Origin of the sequence: Pseudomonas sp. WS 5010 (assembly GCF_012985565.1) — a bacterium.
Taxonomy (GTDB): Bacteria; Pseudomonadota; Gammaproteobacteria; order Pseudomonadales; family Pseudomonadaceae; genus Aquipseudomonas.
The window spans coordinates 133,922-155,508 of the sequence record NZ_JAAQWQ010000007.1 but is presented as its reverse complement, the minus strand read 5'-3'; the positions used below and the strand labels follow the sequence as shown (position 1 = coordinate 155,508).

Below are 21,587 nucleotides of genomic sequence, written 5' to 3'. Positions count from 1 at the left end.
TTTGGGGATGCCAGAGGGCTCTTTAAAATGAGGGCCTGCGAGGAACCCATGTCGACTAAACGTTTCACCTTCAAACACCTGGGCCGGCTGCTGGTTGAGCTGCTGGTATTGCTGGCGATCTACCTGCTGGGCTGCCAACTGGCCGTATGGCTGGCCTGGCCGATCCCCGGCGGAGTGATTGGCCTGGGCCTGCTGTTGCTGGTGTTCGCCAGCGGCCTGATCAAGCCGGCGGCCCTGCAATTGGGCGCTGGCATGCTGATGGCAGAAATGCTGTTGTTTTTTATCCCGGCGCTGATGAGCCTGCTCGATTACGGTGGCCTGCTGCGCCATGACGGCTGGCGGATCATGCTGGTGATCGCCCTCAGTACCCTGATGGTGATGCTGGTCACGGCGTTTACCGTCGAACTGGTCTGCCGCTGGAAGCTGCGCCATGAAGCTTGAACTGATGCCGCTGTTCTGGCTGGCCCTGACCCTGCTGGCCTATGGTTTCAGCCGCTGGATCTACCGGCGCACCGGGCGCTACCTGCTGTCACCGCTGATTTTGGTGCCCGCGCTGCTACTGGCGGTGGCCGTACCGCTGAACACCGCCTATGCCGAGTACGCCACCGACACCCATTGGCTGATGCTGGTACTGGGCCCGGTCACGGTGGCATTCGCCATCCCGATCTGGCAGCAGCGCCAATTGTTGATGCGGCACTGGTCGGCGTTGCTCCTGGGGATGCTGGCCGGTAGCGCCGCGTCCATTGGCACCTCCTTTGGCTTGGCCAAGGCGCTGGCCCTGGACAGCGCGGTGACGATGTCGTTGGTGCCACGCTCGATCACCACCCCCTTTGCCATGCCCCTGGCCCACGATCTGGGCGGCGTACCGGAGCTCACGGCGGTGTTTGTGATGTTCACCGGTGTGTTCGGCGCCATGCTCGGCGGGGTCCTGCTCAAGTGGCTGCCGCTGCGCAGTGCCTTGGCGCGGGGCGCGTTGTTTGGGGTGGGCGCCCACGGAGCGGGCGTCAGCCGTGCCCACGAAGTGGGCGGCGAAGAAGGCTCGGTGGCCGGGCTGGTGATGGTCCTGACGGGCTTGCTCAACCTGTTTGCCGCACCTTTACTGGCGTCGCTTCTCTGACACCACATTGTACGAATCCGAACTATCCTCATGGTTGACTCGCTCGGTCATCAAGCTGGCTGCCAACGCAACTACGGCAGGCCTGTGGTCTGACTAGACTGGCCCTTCAGCCCAAAAATAATAAGAACACCACCGCGTCGAGGTCCTTGCCGTGAACCTAGCCCCCGTTCCATCGATACAGAGTGTAAAAGACCAGGTCAGCGCCGCCGAATGGCAGGCACGGATCGACCTGGCCGCCTGCTATCGCCTGGTGGCCATGCATGGCTGGGATGATCTGATTTTCACCCATATCTCGGCCAAGGTGCCGGGCACCGAAGACTTCCTGATCAACCCGTTCGGGCTGATGTTCCACGAAATCACCGCCTCCAGCCTGGTCAAGGTCGACCAGGCCGGCAACAAGCTGATGGACAGCCCCTACGAGATCAACCCGGCGGGCTATACCATCCACAGCGCGGTACACGAAGTACGCCACGACGTGGTCTGCGTGCTGCACACCCACACGGCGGCCGGGGTGGCTGTATCGGCGCAGAAGCAGGGCGTGCTGCCCATCAGCCAGCAGTCGCTGTTCGTGCTCTCGAGCCTGGCCTATCACGCCTACGAAGGTGTGGCGCTGAACCACGAGGAAAAGGCCCGCTTGCAAGCCGACCTGGGGCCGAGCAATTTTTTGATGCTGCACAACCATGGCCTGCTGACCTGCGGCGCGACCATTGCCGATACCTTCCTGATGATGTTCACCTTCCAGCGCGCCTGCGATATCCAGGTGCTGGCGCAAAACGGCGGGGCCGAATTGATCGCCATCGAGCCGCAGATTCTGGCGGGGGCCAAGGCCATGATTGCCGGTGTGACCAAGAGCGCCCAAGGCATGGGCGGCGCGCTGGCCTGGCCGGCGCTGCTGCGCAAGCTTGATCAACAAGACCCTGGATACCGACTCTGATGCCACTGGCCGAGATCCCCCTGAGCGCCTGGCGCAAGCGCGGGCAGAGTTTTGTCTTTCGCGGGCAGACCATCCGTTACTGGGTGGCCGGGCAGGGCGAGCCCTTGCTGCTGATCCACGGTTTCCCCAGCGCCAGTTGGGATTGGCATTACCTCTGGCAGCCGCTGGCCCAGCGCAACCTGGTGATTGCCTGCGACATGCTCGGCTTTGGCGACTCGGCCAAGCCCCTGGACCACACCTATTGCCTGCTGGAACAGGCCGACCTGCAACAGGCCCTGCTGGCCCATCTGCGGATTCAACAGCCGGTGCATGTCATGGCCCATGACTACGGCGACAGCGTGGCCCAGGAACTGCTCGCCCGGCACTATGAGGGGCGGTTCCAGCTGGCCAGTTGCGTGTTTCTCAATGGCGGGCTGTTCCCCGAGACCCACCGCGCGGCGCTGGTGCAAAAACTCTTGCTCAGCCCGTTGGGCTGGATGATCGGCCGCGCATTCGGGCGCAATGCCCTGGCCGACAGCTTCAAGCAGATCTTCGGCCCCGACACCCGCCCCAGCGAAAGTGCCCTGGATGACTTCTGGAGCCTGATCGAAAACAACGATGGCCCACGGATCCTGCACAAACTCATCGCCTACATCCCCCAGCGCCGCCGTCAACGCGAGCGCTGGGTGGCGGCGATGCAGCGCGGCGAAGTGCCGTTGCGGGTGATCGATGGCGAAGTCGACCCGATCTCCGGCGCGCATATGGTCGCGCGCTACCGCGAGCTGATACCGGATGCCGACACGGTGTTACTGGCCAACATCGGCCACTACCCGCAGATTGAAGCGCCGGTGCAGGTGCTCAAGCATTACCTGGCGTTTCGCGAGGGTATCGAGGCCAGCAAAGACCAGCTATGGGAACTGGCTTGTGTGGGAGCTGGCTTGCCTGCGATGGGTACACCTCGGTAAATCAGTTGTACCGAGGTGATGCAATCGCAGGCAAGCCAGCTCCCACACAAGCCAGTTCCTATACGAGCCGATCATCCCCGTGCCTTATTGCGCACCATTCACCCCCGCCCGTATTTATTGTGACCACAAGCCCCGTGCCTGACACTCAACCCATCGTCCACTGTCTTCGCTGGAGTTCCCTATGAGTGAGTCTGTGCAGTTCCAAGATAAAGTCGTGATCGTCACCGGTGCCGGGGGTGGCTTGGGGCGTGCCCATGCGCTGCTGTTCGCCAGGCACGGGGCCAAGGTGCTGGTCAACGACCTTGGCGGCTCGACTCAGGGCGAAGGCGCCAACGCTTCGGCGGCCGACCGTGTGGTGGCCGAGATCCGCGAGGCCGGCGGGATTGCCGAGGCCAACCACGATTCGGTGACCGACGGCGAAAAGATCGTGCAACACGCCCTCGAGGTGTTTGGCCGCATCGACGTGGTGGTGAACAACGCCGGGATCCTGCGTGACAAAACCTTCCATAAAATGGAGGACAGCGACTGGGACCTGGTTTACCGCGTGCATGTCGAAGGTGCCTACAAAGTCACCCGCGCCGCCTGGCCGCATCTGCGCGAGCAAGGCTACGGACGGGTGATTTTCACCGCCTCCACGTCGGGCATCTACGGCAACTTCGGCCAGTCCAACTACGGCATGGCCAAGCTCGGCCTGTATGGCCTGACCCGCACCCTGGCGCTGGAGGGGCGCAAGCACAACATCCTGGTCAATGCCATCGCACCTACCGGCGGCACGCGCATGACCGAAGGCCTGATCCCGCCGCAGGTGTTCGAAAGGCTCAAGCCTGAACTGGTCAGCCCGCTGGTGGTGTACCTGGGCAGCGAGGCGTGCCAGGAAACTTCTGGGCTGTTTGAAGTGGGCGGCGGCTGGATCGGCAAGACCCGCTGGGAACGCAGCCTGGGCGTTGGGTTTGACCCCGAGGCGGGCTTCTCGCCAGAGGATGTGGCGGCGCATTGGCAGCAGATCTGCGACTTTGAAGGGGCGGCCCATCCCAAGGACAACATCGAAGCCTTGAAAGAGATGATGGACAACCTGCAGAAATACAGCCTGTGATCGTTACCTGAAAAACAGTCAATCCTGCGGGGCGCTTATGGCGCCCCGCTTTGTTTCAGGCATAAAAAAGGCCGCTGCATAAGCAGCGGCCGAAGTAAGACGTTGGATCAAGGAGCTACAAATCAACGTCAGTGAACACCGGTAACAGACTGAAAATACGCTTCAATCCGTCGAAAACTGGCTTTCGTGAAGCAGGCGGTTCGCCTTGAAAGCCCGGTAAGAATAGTCCGTTGTAACAGAATGAAAAACACTGATTCAGGACAAGGACTGTTACCAAAACAACAACAGTGGCGCGCCTGACGGGCGGGGTATCCATTCTCTTGATGGCGCTCCATCCACTGCGTCGATAGCCCCGCCAATACCCACGCTAGAGCCTGCGTTAATCCTTTGGAGCGACACAACGAATACCTCCTTGGTGCGCTTATCGCTCCTGATGGCGGGCAGTAGGGTGGGGCCTTCTGTCACACCACCGGGGAAGACGCATGACAAAAACAACAATGCGCGCCATCTTCAGGCCACAGGCGCTGGCCGCTGCGGTTGCTTTGGGTTGCTGCGTTCAGGCGCAGGCTGTTTCATTCAATATCGGCGAGATCGAGGGGCAGTTCGATTCGTCGCTGTCGGTGGGTGCCAGCTGGGGCATGCGCGATGCCGACCGCAAGCTGGTGGGCACGGTCAACGGCGGCAGTGGCCAGGCTTCCACCGGGGATGACGGGCGGCTGAACTTCAAGAAGGGCGAAACCTACTCGAAAATCTTCAAGGGCCTGCACGACCTGGAGCTCAAGTACGGCGATACCGGGGTGTTTGTACGGGGCAAGTACTGGTACGACTTCGAACTCAAGGACGAAGACCGTGAGTTCAAGCCGATCAGCGACCACAACCGCAAGGAAGGCTCCAAATCCAGCGGTGCACAGATCCTCGATGCCTTCGTCTATCACAACTATTCCCTGGGCGACCTGCCGGGCACCGTGCGTGCCGGCAAGCAGGTGGTCAGTTGGGGCGAAAGTACCTTCATCGGCAACTCCATCAACAGCATCAACCCCGTCGACGTCTCGGCCTTCCGCCGGCCTGGCGCCGAGATCAAGGAAGGCCTGATCCCGGTGAACATGCTGTTCGCCTCCCAGGGCCTGACCAACCAACTGACCGTGGAAGGCTTCTACCAGTTGGAATGGGACCAGACCGTACTGGATAACTGCGGCACCTTCTTTGGTGGCGACGTGGCGGCCGATGGCTGCACCAATAACTACACGGTCGGCAGCCCGGCGATCCGCCCGCTGCAACCTGTGGCCGCGGCGTTCGGCCAAGGCTTTGGCGTGACCAACGAAGGGGTGATCGTGCGCCGCGCCGCCGACCGTGATGCACGGGATTCCGGGCAGTTCGGCATGGCCTTGCGCTGGCTCGGCGATGACACCGAGTACGGCCTGTACTTCATGAACTACCACAGCCGCACGCCGACCGTGGGCACCCTCACGGCCAACACCAACCTTGCGACCATCGGCAATATCATCAATACCGCCAACGGCATTGCCCCCGGCAGCGGCGCCGGCCTGGCGCAGAGCGTGATGCTCGGACGCGGCCAGTACTACCTGGATTACCCGGAAGACATCCGCCTGTACGGCGCCAGCTTTTCCACGACCCTGCCCACCGGCACCGCCTGGACCGGAGAAATCAGCTACCGCCCCAACGCCCCGGTGCAACTCAACACCACCGACCTGACCCTGGCCCTGGTCAACCCGATTGCCGGTAACACCGTGTCGCCGATCAAGAGCTCATTCGGCGCTGACAACACCGGCTACCGGCGCAAGGAAATCACCCAGTTCCAAACCACCATGACCCAGTTTTTCGACCAGGTGCTGGGCGCCGAACGCCTGACCGTAGTGGGCGAGGCGGCCATCGTGCGGGTGGGCGGGCTGGAGAACAAAACCAAGCTGCGCTACGGCCGTGATTCGGTCTACGGCCAATACGGTTTTGGCGGTGATACCGACGGCTTCGTCACGGCGACTTCCTGGGGTTATCGCGCCCGGGCGATCCTGGACTACAACAACGTGATCGCCGGGATCAACTTCAAGCCCAACCTGTCCTGGTCCCATGACGTCAAGGGTTACGGCCCCAATGGCCTGTTCAACGAAGGGGCCAAGGCGCTCAGCGTCGGGGTCGATGCGGACTACCGCAACACCTACACCGCGAGCCTGAGCTACACCGACTTTTTTGGCGGTGACTACAACACCCTGACCGACCGTGACTTCCTCGCCCTCAGCTTTGGCGTGAACTTCTGATTCGGCTAAAAAAGAACAAGGACAACAACCATGCGTAAGATGATTTTGCAGTGCGGTGTACTGGCCCTCAGCCTGGTGGCCGCCAACGTGATGGCCGCCGTGTCACCGCAAGAAGCAGCCAAGCTCGGTACGACCTTGACCCCAGTGGGCGCCGAGAAAGCCGGTAACGCCGATGGCTCGATCCCGGCCTGGACCGGTGGCATCCCGAAAAACGCCGGCGCGGTGGACAGCAAGGGCTTTTTGGCCGACCCGTTTGCCAATGAAAAACCGCTGTTCGTGATCACCGCGGCCACGGTCGACAAGTACAAGGACAAACTGTCGGACGGCCAGGTGGCGATGTTCAAGCGCTACCCAGAGACCTACAAAATCCCGGTCTACACCACCCACCGCACGGTCAACCTGCCCGACGATATCTACGAGTCGATCAAGCGCAGCGCGCTCAACGTCAAGTCGATCAACGACGGCAACGGCCTGGAGAATTTCACCGGCAACCGCTACTACGCCTTCCCGATCCCGAAAAATGGCGTCGAGGTGTTGTGGAACCACATCACTCGCTATCACGGCGGCAACCTGCGACGCATCATCACCCAGGCCACACCGCAGACCAACGGCAGCTACACGCCGATCCGCTTTGAAGAAGAAGTGGCAGTGCCACAACTGATCCCGGACATGGACCCGGCCAAGGGCGCCAACGTGCTGACCTTCTTCAAGCAGTCGGTCACCGCGCCCGCCCGCCTGGCGGGTAACGTGCTGCTGGTACACGAAACCCTCGACCAGGTGAAAGAACCGCGCCTGGCATGGATCTACAACGCCGGCCAACGCCGCGTGCGCCGTGCACCGCAAGTGGCCTACGACGGGCCGGGCACTGCGTCCGACGGCCTGCGCACCTCGGATAACTTCGACATGTTCTCCGGTGCGCCAGACCGCTACGACTGGAAACTGGTGGGCAAGAAGGAAATGTACATTCCCTACAACGCCTACAAGCTCGATTCGCCGTCCCTTAAATATGACGACATCATCAAGGCCGGCCACATCAACCAGGACCTGACCCGCTACGAGCTGCACCGGGTCTGGGAAGTGGTGGGCACGGTGAAACCAAGCGAGCGGCACATCTACGCCAAGCGCCACATGTACATCGACGAAGACAGCTGGCAAGTGGCGCTGGTGGATCACTATGACGGCCGCGGCCAACTGTGGCGCGTTGCCGAAGGTCATGCGCAGTTCTACTACAACCACCAGACCCCGGCCTACACCGTCGAGACCCTGTACGACATCATCGCCGGCCGCTACATCGCCCTGGGCATGAAGAACGAAGAGAAGAGCAGCTTTGTATTCGGCTTCAACGCCAAGGCGGCGGACTACACCCCATCGGCCCTGCGCGCCTCGGGCGTACGCTGACCTAAGGTTGTAAACCCAATCACTGTGGGAGCTGGCTTGCCTGCGATGGCGGTGGACCAGGCAAAACCCATCAACCTGACCCACCGCCATCGCAGGCAAGCCAGCTCCCACATAGGCTCGGGTTTTAACCTGCCAATCCTGTGCCGGGCTCAAATGAAGCCCGGCTTTTTTATGCCCGGCAATCAGCCCGCTGAATACTTCTTCAACAACGCCCATTGACAGGACTACGGTAGACCGCACGCCGCATAACAATAAAAAAGGGACGTTGTAATGACCGCCATGACCCGTCGCCTGGATCGCCCTGGATTCATGCCACGTCTGTCTTCCCACCATTTGCTGCGCCCACGCCTGGCCGAGCCGTTGCTGGGGGCCGAGGCGCGGGTCCGGTTGCTGTGCGCGCCGGCCGGTAGTGGCAAGAGTGCCTTGTTGGCCGAATGCGCCCTGCAGGCCCCGGCGAGTTGCCAAGTGTATTGGCTGCCCCTCAACGGTGCGGCCCTGGACCCGCTGGATTTCTGTCAGCGCCTGGCCCAAAGCCTGGGCCTGGTGTTTGTCGATCAAGCCAGCTTGTTGCTCGACCTGAGCCGCTGGCAAGCGCCGGCCTGGCTGTTTCTCGATGACTATTGCCGGGTGGCGGCGCCCGCATTGGATGCCTTGCTCGATCGGGTGCTGGCGGCCAGCAGCCCGGCCTTGGTCTGGTGGCTGGGCGCGCGGCGCCGGCCGGCCTGCAATTGGCCACGGCTGTTGCTCGATGATGAGTTGTGGGAGTGCGGCGGCACCGAGTTGGCGTTCGATCAGCGCGAGGTCCAGCAACTGCTCGAGCATCACGCCGCGGGCGGGCAGGCTGCCGATAAAGTCCTGCAGTTCAGCGCCGGCTGGTGCGCCGGCGTGCGTATCGCCCTGCTCGAAGGCGACAGCCATCCCGACAGCGGTGCCTGGCATGGGCGCTCCCAGACCTTGCTCGATTACCTGCAACACGAACTGTTCAGCACCTTGCCCGAAGAGTTGGAGGAGGCCTGGCGCGTGTTGGCGCACCTGCCGCGTTTCAACCCGGGGCTGTGCGAACACCTGTTCGGGTTTGGCGATGGCGCCGACTACCTGCGCGAGCTCCAGGCCCTCGGCGCGTTTATCGAGCCCTGGGAAGATTCGCCGGAGTGGCTGCAGGTTTTCGCGCCCCTGGCCCAGTTACTGCGCGACGAACCCTGGCCGGCCCGGCGTTCCTGGCACCGGCGCGCCTGCCAATGGTTTACCGCAGCCCAGGACTGGCAGGCGGCGTTTGAGCAGGCGCTGCTGGCTGAAGAGTACGAAGTGGCGGTCAGCCTGTTGGAGCACTTCAGCTTTGAAGACTTGTTCCGCCAGCAAAACGCCGTGCTGTTGTTGCGCCTGCATGAGCAACATGGCGACGAGTTGATGCTCGGCTCGGCGCAACTGGTGGGGCTGGTCACGGCGGCCTTGCTGTTTGCCGGGCGTTTCGACCAGGCCGCGCAATGCATCGATCAACTGGCGCGCTTCACCCCGCAACCCACCGCCGCGCTGCAACGCCACCTGCTGGCGCGCTGGCAGGCGCAGTGGGGTTGGTTATTGCACCTGGGTGGGGAAGCGGTGCCTGCGCGTGGGCATTTTCTGGAGGCATTGAATGACTTGCCGGACAGCGCCTGGACGTCGCGCCTGATGTGCCTGTCCGGGCTGACCCAGCAAGCGCTGTTGCGCGGCGAACTGGACGTGGCCCAGGCGCTCAATCGCGAGGCGCTGTGCCTGGCGCGGGCCCATGGTTCGTTGCTGCTGGAAGCGGTGCTGGAGCTTGATCATGCACAACTGCTGGAACAGCGGGGCGCACCGTACCGGGCCCAGAGCCTGTTGGAAGGCGTGCAGGCCATGCTGGTGCAGCAGCGCCTCAAGGCCGGGCCGCTGATGGGCCGGATTGCCTTGCGCCGTGGGCACCTGGCACTGCGCCAGGGGCATGACGCGATGGCTACCGACTGCCTCGAAGCCGGCCTGGGCATGTGCCTGCATAGCCAGGATAAGCGCGTGCTGTACGGCTTCCTCGGGTTGGCGATGCTGGCGGCCAACCGTGGCGACTACGCCCAGGCGTTTATCCAGTTGCGCGACGCCGAGCGCCTGATGCAGCGCCGGCAGGTGCCCGACACGGTGTACCGGGCGGTGTTGCTGTTGCTCAGTGGGCACTTTTGGTTGCAGCAGGGGCGCGCCGAACTGACCCTGGAGGCCGTCAGCCGGGTGCTGCGCCACTATCATGGCCCGCAGGCGAAACAGGCACCGCCGGCGACCCTGGAGCTGATCCCCCGGCTGGAATACTTGCTGGTGCTGGCCCAGGTCAAGCTGCGCCGGGCCGAGCAACCCATCCAGCGGCTCACGGCCTTGCTCGATACGGCCCGCGAGCGTGGCATGCAGTGCCTGGAAGTGGAGTTGCACCTGGTGTTGGGCGAGGTGGCCTGGCAACTGGGCGAGCGCGCGAACGCGGTGCGCGCGCTGCAAACCGGGCTGGCCCTGGCGGCGCGCTGCCAGGTGCAACAGGCGGTGCGCGAACTGCGTCTACGCCAGCCGGGGTTGCTCAGTGAACTGGGGCTTGAACCTCAGGATGCAGTGGCGGCGCCAGGGGAAAACCCGTTGAGCCAACGGGAACTGGAGGTGCTGCAACTGATCGCGCTGGGCAACTCCAACCTGGAAATTGCCGACTTGTTGTTTATCTCGCTGCACACGGTGAAGACCCACGCGCGGCGGATTCACAGCAAGTTGGGGGTGGAGCGGCGCACCCAGGCCGTGGCCAAGGCCAAGACCCTGGGCCTGATGGCCTGATTACTCCCAGCAACGCCGATCAACAGGTGGGAGCTGGCTTGTCGGGTCGCCGCATCGCTGCGATAGCGGTAGGCCAGTCAACACATCCTTACATGACCCACCGCCATCGCGGGCAAGCCCGCTCCCACAGGGGATCTCGGCTGGGCACAGGACTTTGCACACACCACACACCAACTGTGGGAGCTGGCTTGCCTGCGATGACGGTGTATCAGTCGCAGAATGTATCACCTGACCCACCGCCATCGCGGGCAAGCCAGCTCCCACATTGGCCTGTGTGCATTCAGTATGGGTGGATCAGGGTTGATAACCCATCCGCCAACTCACCGCCTGGCTCGCCGCCAGCAATTGCCGGGCCGCCGGTCCATCTTCATCGGCATGGAACAACGACGTCGGCCCCACCACCGTCATCACCGCCACCACCTGGCCCATGGCATTCAAGACCGGCGCCGACAGCGCATCGACCCCGGGCATCAGCAAGCCATGCACAAAGTGCAGGCCCCGCTGGCGAATCTGCGCACAGGCCTGCCCATACGCCTGGTCGTCCGCCAGCGCATGGGCGGTGCCGGCCTGGATCTCCTGCGTGCGCAGGTCGACGGTTTCGCGCTCTGGCAAAAAGGCGCTGAACACCAGGCCCGTGGATGAGCTGAGCAGCGGCAGCACCGACCCCAGTTGCGTCACCACCGTGACCGCGCGTACCGCCGGCTCGATATGCACCACCGTTGCGCCGTGGTTGCCCCACACCGCGAGAAAGCAGGTTTCATTCAACTCGTCGCGCAGCTGCGCCAGGGGCAGGGTGGCGACTTTCAGCACGTCCATGCTACCCAGCGCCGCCAACCCCACGCGCAAGGCTTCGCGGCCCAGGCCGTAATGGTTGGTGGCCGTGTTCTGTTCGGCAAACCCCGAGGCAATCAACGCCTGCAAATAGCGGTGGACCTTGCTCGCGGGCATCTGCACATGTTCGGCCAGGCGCGACAGGGACGTGGCCGGCGACAGTTCGGCCAGGGCCTTGAGGATGTCGGTGCCGACTTCGGCCGAGCGGACTTTCTGTTTACCGGTGTCGCGGGGGGCGGGGGGCTTTTCCATGGAGAGCGTGTGTCCGAAAGACGAATGGCGGTCTTTATAGCTTGACGGTCGATACGGAGCAAATTACGTTATGCGTAACTGGATTACGATAAAAACAACTTCCTTACTGAGGACGATCCATGACCCTCGATTACCAATCGGGCTTTGGCAATGAATTCGCCAGCGAAGCCTTGCCAGGTGCACTGCCGGTCGGCCAGAACTCCCCGCAAAAAGCGCCCTACGGGCTGTACACCGAACTGTTCTCCGGCACCGCCTTCACCATGGTGCGCAGCGAAGCCCGGCGTACCTGGATGTATCGCATCCAACCGTCGGCCAATCACCCGGCATTCATTAAGCTGGAACGACAACTGGCCGGTGGCCCGCTGGGCGAGGTGACGCCCAACCGCCTGCGCTGGAACCCGTTGGATGTACCTGCAGAACCCACCGACTTTATCGACGGCCTGGTCGGCATGGTGGCCAACGCCGGCGCCGAGAAACCCTCCGGCATCAGCATCTATCACTACCGTGCCAACTGCTCCATGGAGCGGGTGTTCTTCAACGCCGACGGCGAACTGTTGATCGTTCCCGAGCAAGGCCGCCTGCGCATCGCTACTGAACTTGGGGTGCTGGAGGTCGAGCCGCTGGAAATCGTCGTGCTGCCACGGGGCCTGAAATTTCGCATCGAACTGCTGGATGCCCAGGCTCGCGGCTACGTCGCCGAAAACCACGGCGCGCCGCTGCGCCTGCCGGACCTGGGGCCGATTGGCAGCAATGGCCTGGCCAACCCCCGGGACTTCCTGACCCCGGTCGCCCACTACGAAGACCTTTCACGGCCCACGCCGCTGGTGCAGAAGTTCCTCGGCGAGCTGTGGGGCTGCACCCTCGATCACTCGCCGCTGAACGTGGTGGCCTGGCACGGCAATAACGTGCCGTACAAATATGACCTGCGCCGCTTCAACACTATCGGCACAGTAAGTTTCGATCACCCGGATCCGTCGATCTTTACCGTGTTGACCTCGCCTACCAGCGTCCACGGCCTGGCCAATCTCGACTTCGTGATCTTCCCGCCGCGCTGGATGGTGGCCGAAAACACCTTCCGGCCACCGTGGTTCCACCGCAACCTGATGAACGAATACATGGGCCTGATCCAGGGCGCCTACGACGCCAAGGCAGAAGGTTTCCTGCCCGGCGGCGCGTCGCTGCACAGTTGCATGAGCGCCCACGGCCCGGATGGCGAGACCTGCACCAAGGCCATCGCCGTGGACCTGGCGCCGCACAAAATCGATAACACCATGGCCTTCATGTTCGAGACCAGCCAGGTGCTGCGCCCGACCCGCTTCGCCCTGGACTGCCCGCAACTGCAAAACACTTACGACGCTTGCTGGGCCACGCTGCCGGCAACCTTCAACCCGAATCGGAGATAAACCATGACTCAGTCCACTCTCACCCGTAGTTGGGTGGCCTCGGCCAACGGTCACCCGGATTTCCCCTTGCAGAACCTGCCCCTGGGCATCTTCAGCCTCAACGGTTCGGCACCGCGCAGTGGCGTGGCGATTGGCGAGCATATTCTTGATCTGCAAGCGGCCCGTGACCTGTTTGACGGTGAAGCGCGCCGCGCCATCGATGCCATGGCGGACGGCCAACTGAACGCCTTCTTCGAACTGGGCCGTGGCCCACGGGTGGCACTGCGCGAACGCCTGCTGGAACTGCTCGCCGAGGGCAGCAGCCAGCAAGCCAAGCTGCAAGCCCTGGGTGCCCAAGTGTTGCCATTGGCGGCTGATTGCCAGATGCACCTGCCAGCGAAAATCAACGATTACACCGACTTCTACGTCGGCATCGAGCACGCGCAGAACGTCGGCAAACTGTTCCGCCCGGACAACCCCTTGTTGCCCAACTACAAGTACGTGCCAATTGGTTACCACGGCCGCGCGTCGACGATCCGCCCGTCCGGCACCGAGGTGCGCCGGCCCAAGGGCCAGACCCTGCCAGCCGGCCAGACCGAACCGACCTTCGGCCCGTGCGCACGCCTGGACTACGAACTGGAGCTGGGCATCTGGATCGGCCAGGGCAATGCCATGGGCGACTCGATTGCCATTGGCGACGCCGCCGAGCACATCGCTGGCTTCTGCCTGCTCAACGACTGGTCGGCCCGCGATATCCAGGCCTGGGAGTACCAGCCGCTGGGGCCGTTCCTGTCGAAAAGCTTTATCACCAGCATCTCGCCCTGGGTGGTCACGGCTGAAGCCCTGGAGCCGTTCCGCAAGGCCCAGCCCGCACGCCCGGCTGGCGATCCACAACCGCTGCCGTACCTGCTGGACACCCGCGACCAGGCCGCTGGCGGCTTTGATATCGAACTGGAAGTGCTGCTGACCACCGCCGCGATGCGCGAGCAGAACCTGGCGGCCCATCGCCTGACCCTGAGCAACACCCAACACATGTACTGGACCGTGGCGCAAATGGTCGCGCACCACAGCGTCAACGGCTGCCAGTTGCAGGCCGGCGACCTGTTTGGTTCGGGCACTTTGTCGGGCCCGGAAGCGGGGCAGTTCGGCAGCCTGCTGGAAATCACCGAAGGCGGCAAAAAGCCGATCGAGCTGGCCTCCGGCGAAGTGCGCAAGTTCCTTGAAGACGGCGACGAAATCATCCTGCGCGCCCGCTGCACGCGTGATGGATTTGCCTCCATCGGCTTCGGCGAATGCCGTGGCACTGTGGTCGCCGCGCGCTAAGGGGGCGAGGGGATGGAACTCTATACCTACTACCGTTCCACATCGTCCTACCGGGTGCGCATCGCCCTGGCGCTCAAGGGCCTGGACTTTACCGCGCTGCCGGTCAACCTGCTGGTGCCCAAGGGCGGCGCCAACCGCCAGCCCGAATACCTGGCGATCAACCCCCAGGGCCGTGTCCCGGCCTTGCGTACCGACGAGGGCGAACTGTTGATCCAGTCGCCGGCGATCATCGAGTACCTGGATGAACGTTATCCACAGGTGCCGCTGCTCGCCAAGGACCTGGCAGCCCGCGCCCATGAGCGCGCGGTGGCCTCGATCATCGGCTGTGACATTCACCCGTTGCACAACTCCAGCACCCAGAGCCTGTTGCGCCAGTGGGGGCATGACGAGGCGCAATTGCTGGAGTGGATCGGGCACTGGATCAGCCAGGGCCTGGGCGCCGTGGAGCAATTGATCGGCGAGCAGGGTTACTGCCTTGGCGACCAGCCTGGGCTGGCGGATACGTTTCTGATCCCGCAGTTGTACGCGGCAGAGCGCTTCAAGGTGGCACTGGATGGCTACCCACGAATCCTGCGCGTCGCAGCCTTGGCTGCCAAACATCCTGCATTTATCCAGGCCCATCCCTCCAACCAACCTGACACCCCCTAACCCCTGCAGGAGCCGGCTTGCCGTCGATGGCGCTTCACCTGATACACCGCCATCGCTGGCAAGCCAGCTCCTACAGGCGGATATCCAATAAAAAAAACAGGTACCTTGCGATGCACAATCAGATTGCCAGCTTTCGCGCGGCACTCGACGCCCGTCCGGTGTCGCGCTACCAGTGGTTGATTCTCCTGTTGTTGGCGTTGTTGCTGGTCACCGATGGTTACGATGCCCAAGTGTTGGGCTACGTGGTCCCGGCCCTGGCCCAGGACTGGGGCCTGGAAAAAGCCGCCTTCGGCCCGGTGTTCAGTGCCAACCTGCTGGGGCTGACCTTAGGTTCCCTGGCCGTGACGCCCCTGGCGGACCGCTTCGGCGTGCGCCGCATCCTGCTCGCCTGCGTACTGATCTACGCCAGCCTCACGGTGCTGATGGTATTCGCCAATTCCCTGAACACGCTGATGGCCGCACGCTTTATCTGCGGCATTGGCATGGGTGGCGCGATGCCCAGTGCCATGGCCTTGATGTCGGAATATTCGCCACCGCGTATGCGCACGTTGATGGTGACGCTGGCGGCCTGTGGTTTCTCGTTCGGTGGCGCGGCGGGTGGTTTTGTCGCGGCGGGTTTTATCGACAGTTTCGGCTGGCAGGCGGTGTTCCTCGCCGGTGGTGTGACGCCGTTGCTGCTGTTTCCCTTCCTGGTATGGCTGCTGCCTGAATCCTTGCCACGTTTGTTGCGCGATGCGCCGCCCTATGCGCGCCTGCAGAAAGTCACGGCGCGCATGCTGCCTGGTTGGCAGGCGCCGGCGGCCAGCGAAGAACAGAATCGCCAGGAGCAGGGCAGCAAGCTGACGGTGGTGGAGTTGTTTCGCAATGGCTATGCCCGGCCGACGCTGCTGATCTGGTCGACCTTTTTTGTCAGCCTGATCCTGCTGTACTTCATGATCAGTTGGTTGCCATCACTGTTGCTGGAAAGTGGCATGGCCTTGAACAAAGCCAACCTGGTGACCTCGATGTTCCTGTTCGCCGGCACGTTGGGCGCGATTGGCATGGCCTGGTTTGCCGACCGCCTGAAAAGCAAGGTCCGCCTGCTCTCCGGTGTGTTGGCGGCCGCGGCGGTGTGCACGATTCTGCTGGGGCTCAATCACGACAACCCGCGTTACCTGGTGGCGTTTGTGTTTGCGGCGGGCTTTTGCATCATCGGTGGCCAGTTGACCCTCAATGCGTTTGCCAGCAACTTTTACCCGGCCCATGTACGTGCGACGGGCACGGGCTGGGCGCTGGGTGTCGGGCGGTTTGGTTCGATCCTCGGGCCGCTGTTTGGCAGCATGTTGCTGGCGATGCAGGTACCGGTGCAGCAGATTTTCTTCTTCTGCGCAATTCCGGCGGTGATCGCCGCGCTGCTGATCATTCAGGTGCGCTCCCCCGAGACCAAGGCGCCGGTTGAGATCCTCCAGCACCCGCTTGAATCCTGAAGGGCAACCCCCTTATTTGTAGGAGCTGTCGAGCCCCGGCGAGGCGGCGATGAGGGCGACGCGGTTCACCGGTCGCCCCCTTTAATGCACCACCGCCCCAGGCGGCAAATGCCCCAGCCGCTCCGTCAGACGCAGCCGCTGCACCGGGTCTTCACTGAGCAACAGCGCGTGCTCAAGATCGAAGCGCTCGGCATTCGGGCAATCCAGGTGCTTGTACAGACTGGCCCGCGCCAGATAGTCGGCGGCGCTGGCATCGCCCAGTTCCAGCACGCGCTCGGCGTCGATCAGCGCCGCGAGGTGATTGTCATTGGCCAGGTGCAGTTGCCGCAGGTTGCGCGACAGCCGTTGCAGGATCAGCCGTGGCTCGGCGCTGCGCAGGTGCTCGGCTTGCAACTTGAGATTGGGGCCGTACTGGCGTTGCAGCAATTCGCGGCAATCGTTGGGGTACAGCCGCCGCCCGCCACAGGGGTCGAGCAAATGATCGGCACCGCTTACCCGTAGCAGGAAGTGCCCGGGGAAGTTGACCCCGACCATCGGGATCTCCAGGCGCCGCGCCAACTCCAGGGCAATCAGCCCCAGGGCCAGAGGCTGTCCGCGGCGGCGCTGCAACACCTTGTCCAACAGCGCGGCGGCGGGGCGCAAGGGGGTGAAGTCATCCTGGGCGAACCCCAGGTCGTTCAGTATCCGCAGCAACGGTTGGCCCAGCTCATCGGCCGGCAGCAGCGGCATGCCGAGGCTTACCTGCTGTTGCAGCACCGCGAAGTCAGCCAGGATCGCCCGTGGCTCCACGGCGGGGTCGTGCTCGGCAGCGATCCATAAGGCGGCTTCAAACAGCGCCGCAGGCGAGCGGTGCAGGCAGTCGAAAAAGGCTTGGCGGGGATTCATTGCATTCTCCGTCGGATGTCTCGTTTTAGCCTTGCCGAGAACTTTCGTCCAGCTTCTTGAGAACCAGCCTACTTGTTTATGTCACAAAGCCTGAAATTACGGTCGGCTTATTCCCGCGTGCTCCGGCAATCTTTTACCGGCGGCCTATACTTGGCGACTACAAGAAGTGATTCGGGAGCTTGACGATGTTTGCTCTCATGCACAGCACCCGCCTTGAATCCCTGCACCTGAGCGTTGACCCGGTGAGCGGGTTGAAGGCGGTCATTGCCATTCACAGCAGTCGCCTGGGGCCGGCCCTGGGCGGCTGTCGCTACCTGGCCTACCCCGACGACGAAAGCGCCGTGGCCGACGCCGCGCGCCTGGCCCGAGGCATGAGCTACAAAGCCGCGCTGGCCGGCTTGCCGGTGGGCGGCGGCAACGCTGTAATCATCCGCCCGGCCCATGTGGAAAGCCGCGCCGCGTTGTTCGAAGCCTTCGGCCGGTGCATCGAGCAACTCGATGGCCGCTACATCACCGCCATCGACAGCGGCACCTCCGTGGCAGACATGGACTGCATCGCCCAGCACACGCGCTTTGTCACCAGCACCACCGCCGCCGGCGATCCGTCTCCCCATGCGGCCATGGGCGTATTCGCCGGCATCCGCACGGCCGCCATGGCCCGCCTGGGCAGCGACAACCTGGAAGGCCTGCGTGTGGCAATCCAGGGCCTGGGCAACGTCGGCTACGCCCTGGCCGAACAACTGCACGCCGCTGGCGCCGAATTGCTGGTGAGCGATATCGACCCTGGCAAAGTGCAACTAGCCATGGAGCAACTGGGCGCCCACCCGATTGCCAACGACGCCCTACTCAGTACCCCATGCGACATTCTCGCGCCGTGCGGCCTGGGCGCTGTCCTCAACCGCCAGAGCGTCGCCCAACTGCGCTGCGCCGCCGTGGCCGGTTCCGCCAGCGCGCAGCTGACCCACCTGCAAGTGGCCGACCAATTGGAAGCGCGCGGCATCCTCTACGCACCGGACTATGTGATCAACTCCGGCGGCCTGATCTACGTCGCCCTCAAGCACAGTGGCGCGGACCTGGCGACCATCACCGCGCACCTGTCCAACATCGGCACACGCCTGACCGAAATTTTCGGCCACGCTCAAGCCGAAAAACGCTCACCCGCCCGAGTGGCCGATGAACTGGCCGAGCGCCTGCTGTACGCCTAGCCCTTATTAAAAAGGCCCTGAATCAACGATCCAGGGCCTGTTCAATTCGGGCTTTATTCCGCCGCCGGGTTCAGCAACTCGGACAACGCATCCGGCTGGCTCTTGAACGCCTTGGCAAACACATCGCGATTCTTCGCCATGTAGATCCCGGCTTCCTCCACCTGCTGCTCGCTCAGGGACGGCACGGCTTTTTGCAACACTTCTGCCAGCAACTCAGCGAGTTCAAGCATCTTGTCATGACGGTCAGCTTCGGCTTTATCCATGAACAAACGCTCCAGATCTCGGCTGCTGCGGTATACCACTTCGACGGCCATTCACCACCTCACATGCCTTCACGATAGTTGTCTATTGCGACTACTGTATTTATATACAGCTAAAAGGATAAGCCAATCCAGGGGGTTTGGGTAGCAGCTTTTTAATGTAGTTGGGAAATGGGGTTTGTCAGATGTCAGTGCCGCAGTCGCAAACCCCAAAAGGCAAGAGTAAGTGTCTCATGTCATTCCACCATCATCTCATTCTGCAATCTCTGGCCTTCTTTCTGCATGCAGAGAAATCGTCATGCCAAACGGGCATTATCCCCCGCGAGTCGAAGCATGGCTTAGGCAGTGGCAAATAGTTGGCTATTTTTTAAACAGTGGTGGTGAGCAATGACAGAAATGAAGTGGGCCGACAAAGTGCGCAAAAGCCTGCACGCGAATGCAGATTCCCTGGGCAATCTGGCGGTGGAGGCGTTTCACTACCTCGCGCTTTTTGGTATCGGTGCAATCACCGCTTATGCGGCAATAATGACCTTTATCGACATGTTGCAAAAAGGCGGCATCAGCGTTGATGACATCCTGCTGCTGTTTATCTACCTGGAGCTGGGCGCCATGGTGGGGATCTATTTCAAGACCAACCACATGCCGATCCGCTTCCTGCTGTACGTGGCGATCACCGCATTGACCCGCCTGCTGATCGGCGACGTGTCCCACCACAACGCCCCGGACTTGGGCATCATTTACTTGTGTGGCGGGATTCTGTTGTTGGCGTTCGCCATCCTAGTGGTGCGTTTTGCCTCGTCGCGTTACCCATCAGTCAAGGAAAAGTCCGACTCCTGAGTCAGAGCCCGGCTGTGATTGGCGGCCGGGTGCTCGGCGGGCGCTGCAACAGCTTGTGACTGTCGCCGTCGGTCATCACTGCCAAAATCTCCATGGCGCTGTGCCCCTGTTCAATGGCAATGCCAAATTGCACGCTTTGCACCAGGCGTTTGAGCCGTTGTGGGTCGTTGCGCTGTTCGGCGCTGATCATGCGTTTGGCAACTACGCCGCTGTCGTCGGACAGGGTCAGCATGATGCTGCCGTCCAGGCGCTGGATGCTCAGGTTGACCCGGTATTGGGGGGTGAACGTGTCGGTGATCAGCTGAAAAGGATTGTCCATGGTGCGTTACCGCCTGATAAGAACATGCACTGATTGACGACCGGTATGGCGATTGGTTCGTGTTGCCTGACCACCGGTCGCAAGCTCCGTTTTCCTTCATGGGGTGTACAGCAAGGGCCGTGCCGTACAGCTATTTTTCTGACAACGAGTTGTCCCTGTGGGAGCGGGCTTGCCTGTGATTGCGGTGGATCAGCCAACCATTGCGTGACTGATGTACCGCTATCGCGGGCAAGCCCACTCCCACAAGTTGATCTTTGCAGTGGGCTGTTTCAGGGCACCAGCGAGAAAATGACCGCAGACAGCGCAATCAGCCCCACCAACACCACAAACACATTCGACACCTGGCCCGAATACTGGCGCAAAGATGGCACGCGCCGGATTGCGTACATCGGCATCAGGAACAGCAAACACGCAATGATCGGCCCGCCGAGGGTTTCGATCATGCCCAGGATGCTTGGGTTGAACGTGGCCACGGCCCAGCAGCTGAGGATCATGAACACCGCGGTGCAGCGTTCCAGCCAGCGCGCCGACAGGGTGCGGTTGCGGCCACGCAGGGATTTGACGATCAGGCCCTGGAAGCCTTCGCTGGCGCCGATGTAGTGGCCGAGGAAGGATTTGGTGATGGCCACCAGCGCGATCAATGGCGCGGCGTAGGCAATAACCGGGGTTTGGAAGTGGTTGGCCAGGTAGGACAGGATCGAAATGTTCTGCGCCTTGGCGGCGGCGAGGTCGGCGGGCGACAGTGCCAGCACGCAACTGAAGCAGAAGAACATCACCGTCAGCACCATCATGCCGTGGGCCATGGCCAGGATGCCGCTGCTCTTGCGTTCGGCTTGGGCGCCGTACACGCGTTTCTGGTCCACGGCGAAGGCCGAGATGATCGGCGAGTGGTTAAACGAAAACACCATCACCGGGATCGCCAGCCACAGGGTCTTGAAGAACACCGGCAGGGGCATGCCCTCGCTGGCCGAGGCGAAGAACGCGCCGTTCCAGTTGGGGATCAGGCTCAGCGCCAGCAGCAGCAAGGCGGCGACGAACGGGTAGACCAGCACGCTCATGGCCTTGACGATCACGCCCTGGCCGCACCGCACAATGGCCATCAGACCGAGGATCAGCACCAGGGACAGGATCGCCCGTGGCGGTGGGGTCATTTGCAGTTGGTGTTCCATGAAGCTGCCGAGGGTGTTGGTCAGCGCGACGCTGTACACCAGCAGGATCGGGAAGATGGCGAAGAAGTACAGCAGGGTGATCAGCTTGCCGGCACCGACGCCGAAATGTTCTTCCACTACGTCAGTGATGTCGCCGGATTTGCCCGACAGCACAAAGCGCGTCAGCCCACGGTGGGCGAAGAAAGTCATGGGGAAGGCCAGCAGCGCCAGCACGATCAGCGGCCAGAAGCCACCGACCCCGGCGTTGATCGGCAGGAACAGGGTGCCAGCACCGATGGCGGTGCCGTAGAGGCCCAGCATCCAGGTGGTGTCGTGTTTGCTCCAGCCGCTCGTTACGGTTTGTGTGGCAGAAGCGGGATTTTCGGCAGCAGGTGTACGTACATCGGTCATCGTTATTGCCTCGTTATTATTTTTGCGCGGGCTCACGTATGGGGCGGGTA

The 21,587-nt window shown here is 62.4% G+C and carries 20 protein-coding genes; 15 read left to right on the top strand and 5 right to left on the bottom strand.

The annotated features are described in order from the left end of the window. Positions 1 to 48: 48 nt before the first annotated feature. The 9 genes from HBO11_RS23820 to HBO11_RS23780 all read left to right on the top strand — a co-directional run bounded on the left by HBO11_RS23820 (position 49) and on the right by HBO11_RS23780 (position 10,570). Positions 49 to 441: a CidA/LrgA family protein gene (locus HBO11_RS23820; RefSeq protein WP_169954898.1), complete on the top strand. Its 393-nt coding sequence runs from the start codon at positions 49 to 51 to the stop codon at positions 439 to 441. Further along, complete coding sequence (locus HBO11_RS23815; protein ID WP_169954899.1) at positions 431 to 1,117, top strand: LrgB family protein; 687 nt, start codon at positions 431 to 433, stop codon at positions 1,115 to 1,117. The genes HBO11_RS23820 and HBO11_RS23815 overlap by 11 nt, the downstream gene beginning before the upstream one ends. A 151-nt stretch (positions 1,118 to 1,268) precedes the next feature. Continuing rightward, complete coding sequence (locus HBO11_RS23810) at positions 1,269 to 2,051, top strand: class II aldolase/adducin family protein (protein WP_169954900.1); 783 nt, start codon at positions 1,269 to 1,271, stop codon at positions 2,049 to 2,051. Continuing rightward, positions 2,051 to 2,995, top strand: a complete 945-nt coding sequence (locus HBO11_RS23805; protein WP_169954901.1) for an alpha/beta hydrolase — start codon at positions 2,051 to 2,053, stop codon at positions 2,993 to 2,995. Before HBO11_RS23810 ends, HBO11_RS23805 begins: the two co-directional genes overlap by 1 nt. A gap of 181 nt (positions 2,996 to 3,176) precedes the next feature. After that, positions 3,177 to 4,088 (top strand): SDR family oxidoreductase, encoded by a 912-nt coding sequence (locus tag HBO11_RS23800; RefSeq protein WP_169954902.1) that lies wholly within the window; start codon positions 3,177 to 3,179, stop codon positions 4,086 to 4,088. Between the two features lie 482 nt (positions 4,089 to 4,570). Beyond that, positions 4,571 to 6,361, top strand: coding sequence for a DUF1302 domain-containing protein (locus HBO11_RS23795; RefSeq protein ID WP_169954903.1), 1,791 nt, complete (start codon positions 4,571 to 4,573; stop codon positions 6,359 to 6,361). Positions 6,362 to 6,391: 30 nt separating this feature from the next. Further along, the gene (locus HBO11_RS23790; protein ID WP_169954904.1) at positions 6,392 to 7,759 is read left to right on the top strand and encodes a DUF1329 domain-containing protein; all 1,368 of its coding nucleotides are present in this window, start codon (positions 6,392 to 6,394) and stop codon (positions 7,757 to 7,759) included. Between the two features lie 36 nt (positions 7,760 to 7,795). Beyond that, a complete protein-coding gene (locus HBO11_RS23785; RefSeq protein ID WP_170059001.1) occupies positions 7,796 to 7,978 on the top strand; it encodes a hypothetical protein in 183 nt (60 codons plus the stop codon). A 51-nt stretch (positions 7,979 to 8,029) separates the two neighbouring features. Continuing rightward, positions 8,030 to 10,570 (top strand): LuxR C-terminal-related transcriptional regulator, encoded by a 2,541-nt coding sequence (locus HBO11_RS23780; protein ID WP_169954905.1) that lies wholly within the window; start codon positions 8,030 to 8,032, stop codon positions 10,568 to 10,570. Positions 10,571 to 10,864: 294 nt separating this feature from the next. Here the strand turns inward: HBO11_RS23780 and HBO11_RS23775 are convergent, their stop codons facing one another. Beyond that, complete coding sequence (locus HBO11_RS23775; protein ID WP_169954906.1) at positions 10,865 to 11,653, bottom strand: IclR family transcriptional regulator; 789 nt, start codon at positions 11,651 to 11,653, stop codon at positions 10,865 to 10,867. A gap of 119 nt (positions 11,654 to 11,772) precedes the next feature. Here HBO11_RS23775 and hmgA point away from each other — a divergent pair, with 119 nt between their 5' ends. From hmgA to HBO11_RS23755, 4 genes are all read left to right on the top strand, one after another. Beyond that, positions 11,773 to 13,056: a homogentisate 1,2-dioxygenase gene (hmgA, locus tag HBO11_RS23770; RefSeq protein ID WP_169954907.1), complete on the top strand. Its 1,284-nt coding sequence runs from the start codon at positions 11,773 to 11,775 to the stop codon at positions 13,054 to 13,056. 3 nt (positions 13,057 to 13,059) lie between these two features. Then, positions 13,060 to 14,358, top strand: coding sequence for a fumarylacetoacetase (gene fahA / locus HBO11_RS23765; protein WP_170059000.1), 1,299 nt, complete (start codon positions 13,060 to 13,062; stop codon positions 14,356 to 14,358). 12 nt (positions 14,359 to 14,370) lie between these two features. After that, the gene (gene maiA / locus HBO11_RS23760; RefSeq protein ID WP_169954909.1) at positions 14,371 to 15,006 is read left to right on the top strand and encodes a maleylacetoacetate isomerase; all 636 of its coding nucleotides are present in this window, start codon (positions 14,371 to 14,373) and stop codon (positions 15,004 to 15,006) included. Between the two features lie 110 nt (positions 15,007 to 15,116). Then, on the top strand, positions 15,117 to 16,472 hold the full coding sequence (locus tag HBO11_RS23755; protein ID WP_169954910.1) for an aromatic acid/H+ symport family MFS transporter: 1,356 nt from the start codon (positions 15,117 to 15,119) through the stop codon (positions 16,470 to 16,472). A gap of 81 nt (positions 16,473 to 16,553) precedes the next feature. On the opposite strand, the gene HBO11_RS23750 is transcribed toward HBO11_RS23755, so the two are convergent. Next, positions 16,554 to 17,357 (bottom strand): transglutaminase family protein, encoded by an 804-nt coding sequence (locus tag HBO11_RS23750; protein WP_169954911.1) that lies wholly within the window; start codon positions 17,355 to 17,357, stop codon positions 16,554 to 16,556. Positions 17,358 to 17,542: 185 nt separating this feature from the next. Here HBO11_RS23750 and HBO11_RS23745 point away from each other — a divergent pair, with 185 nt between their 5' ends. Beyond that, positions 17,543 to 18,562 carry a Glu/Leu/Phe/Val dehydrogenase gene (locus HBO11_RS23745; RefSeq protein WP_170058559.1) on the top strand — a complete coding sequence of 340 codons (1,020 nt, stop codon included), beginning with the start codon at positions 17,543 to 17,545 and terminating at the stop codon, positions 18,560 to 18,562. Positions 18,563 to 18,615: 53 nt separating this feature from the next. Here the strand turns inward: HBO11_RS23745 and HBO11_RS23740 are convergent, their stop codons facing one another. Beyond that, positions 18,616 to 18,876 (bottom strand): YebG family protein, encoded by a 261-nt coding sequence (locus tag HBO11_RS23740; protein WP_003188807.1) that lies wholly within the window; start codon positions 18,874 to 18,876, stop codon positions 18,616 to 18,618. Positions 18,877 to 19,209: 333 nt separating this feature from the next. Between HBO11_RS23740 and HBO11_RS23735 the strand changes: the two genes are divergently transcribed. Further along, positions 19,210 to 19,659, top strand: a complete 450-nt coding sequence (locus tag HBO11_RS23735) for a phosphate-starvation-inducible PsiE family protein (protein WP_169954913.1) — start codon at positions 19,210 to 19,212, stop codon at positions 19,657 to 19,659. Between the two features lies 1 nt (position 19,660). Here HBO11_RS23735 and HBO11_RS23730 read toward each other — a convergent pair whose 3' ends face one another. Then, the gene (locus HBO11_RS23730) at positions 19,661 to 19,978 is read right to left on the bottom strand and encodes a DUF3509 domain-containing protein (RefSeq protein WP_169954914.1); all 318 of its coding nucleotides are present in this window, start codon (positions 19,976 to 19,978) and stop codon (positions 19,661 to 19,663) included. Positions 19,979 to 20,247: 269 nt separating this feature from the next. Next, complete coding sequence (locus HBO11_RS23725; protein WP_169954915.1) at positions 20,248 to 21,537, bottom strand: serine/threonine transporter; 1,290 nt, start codon at positions 21,535 to 21,537, stop codon at positions 20,248 to 20,250. Positions 21,538 to 21,587: the final 50 nt, after the last annotated feature.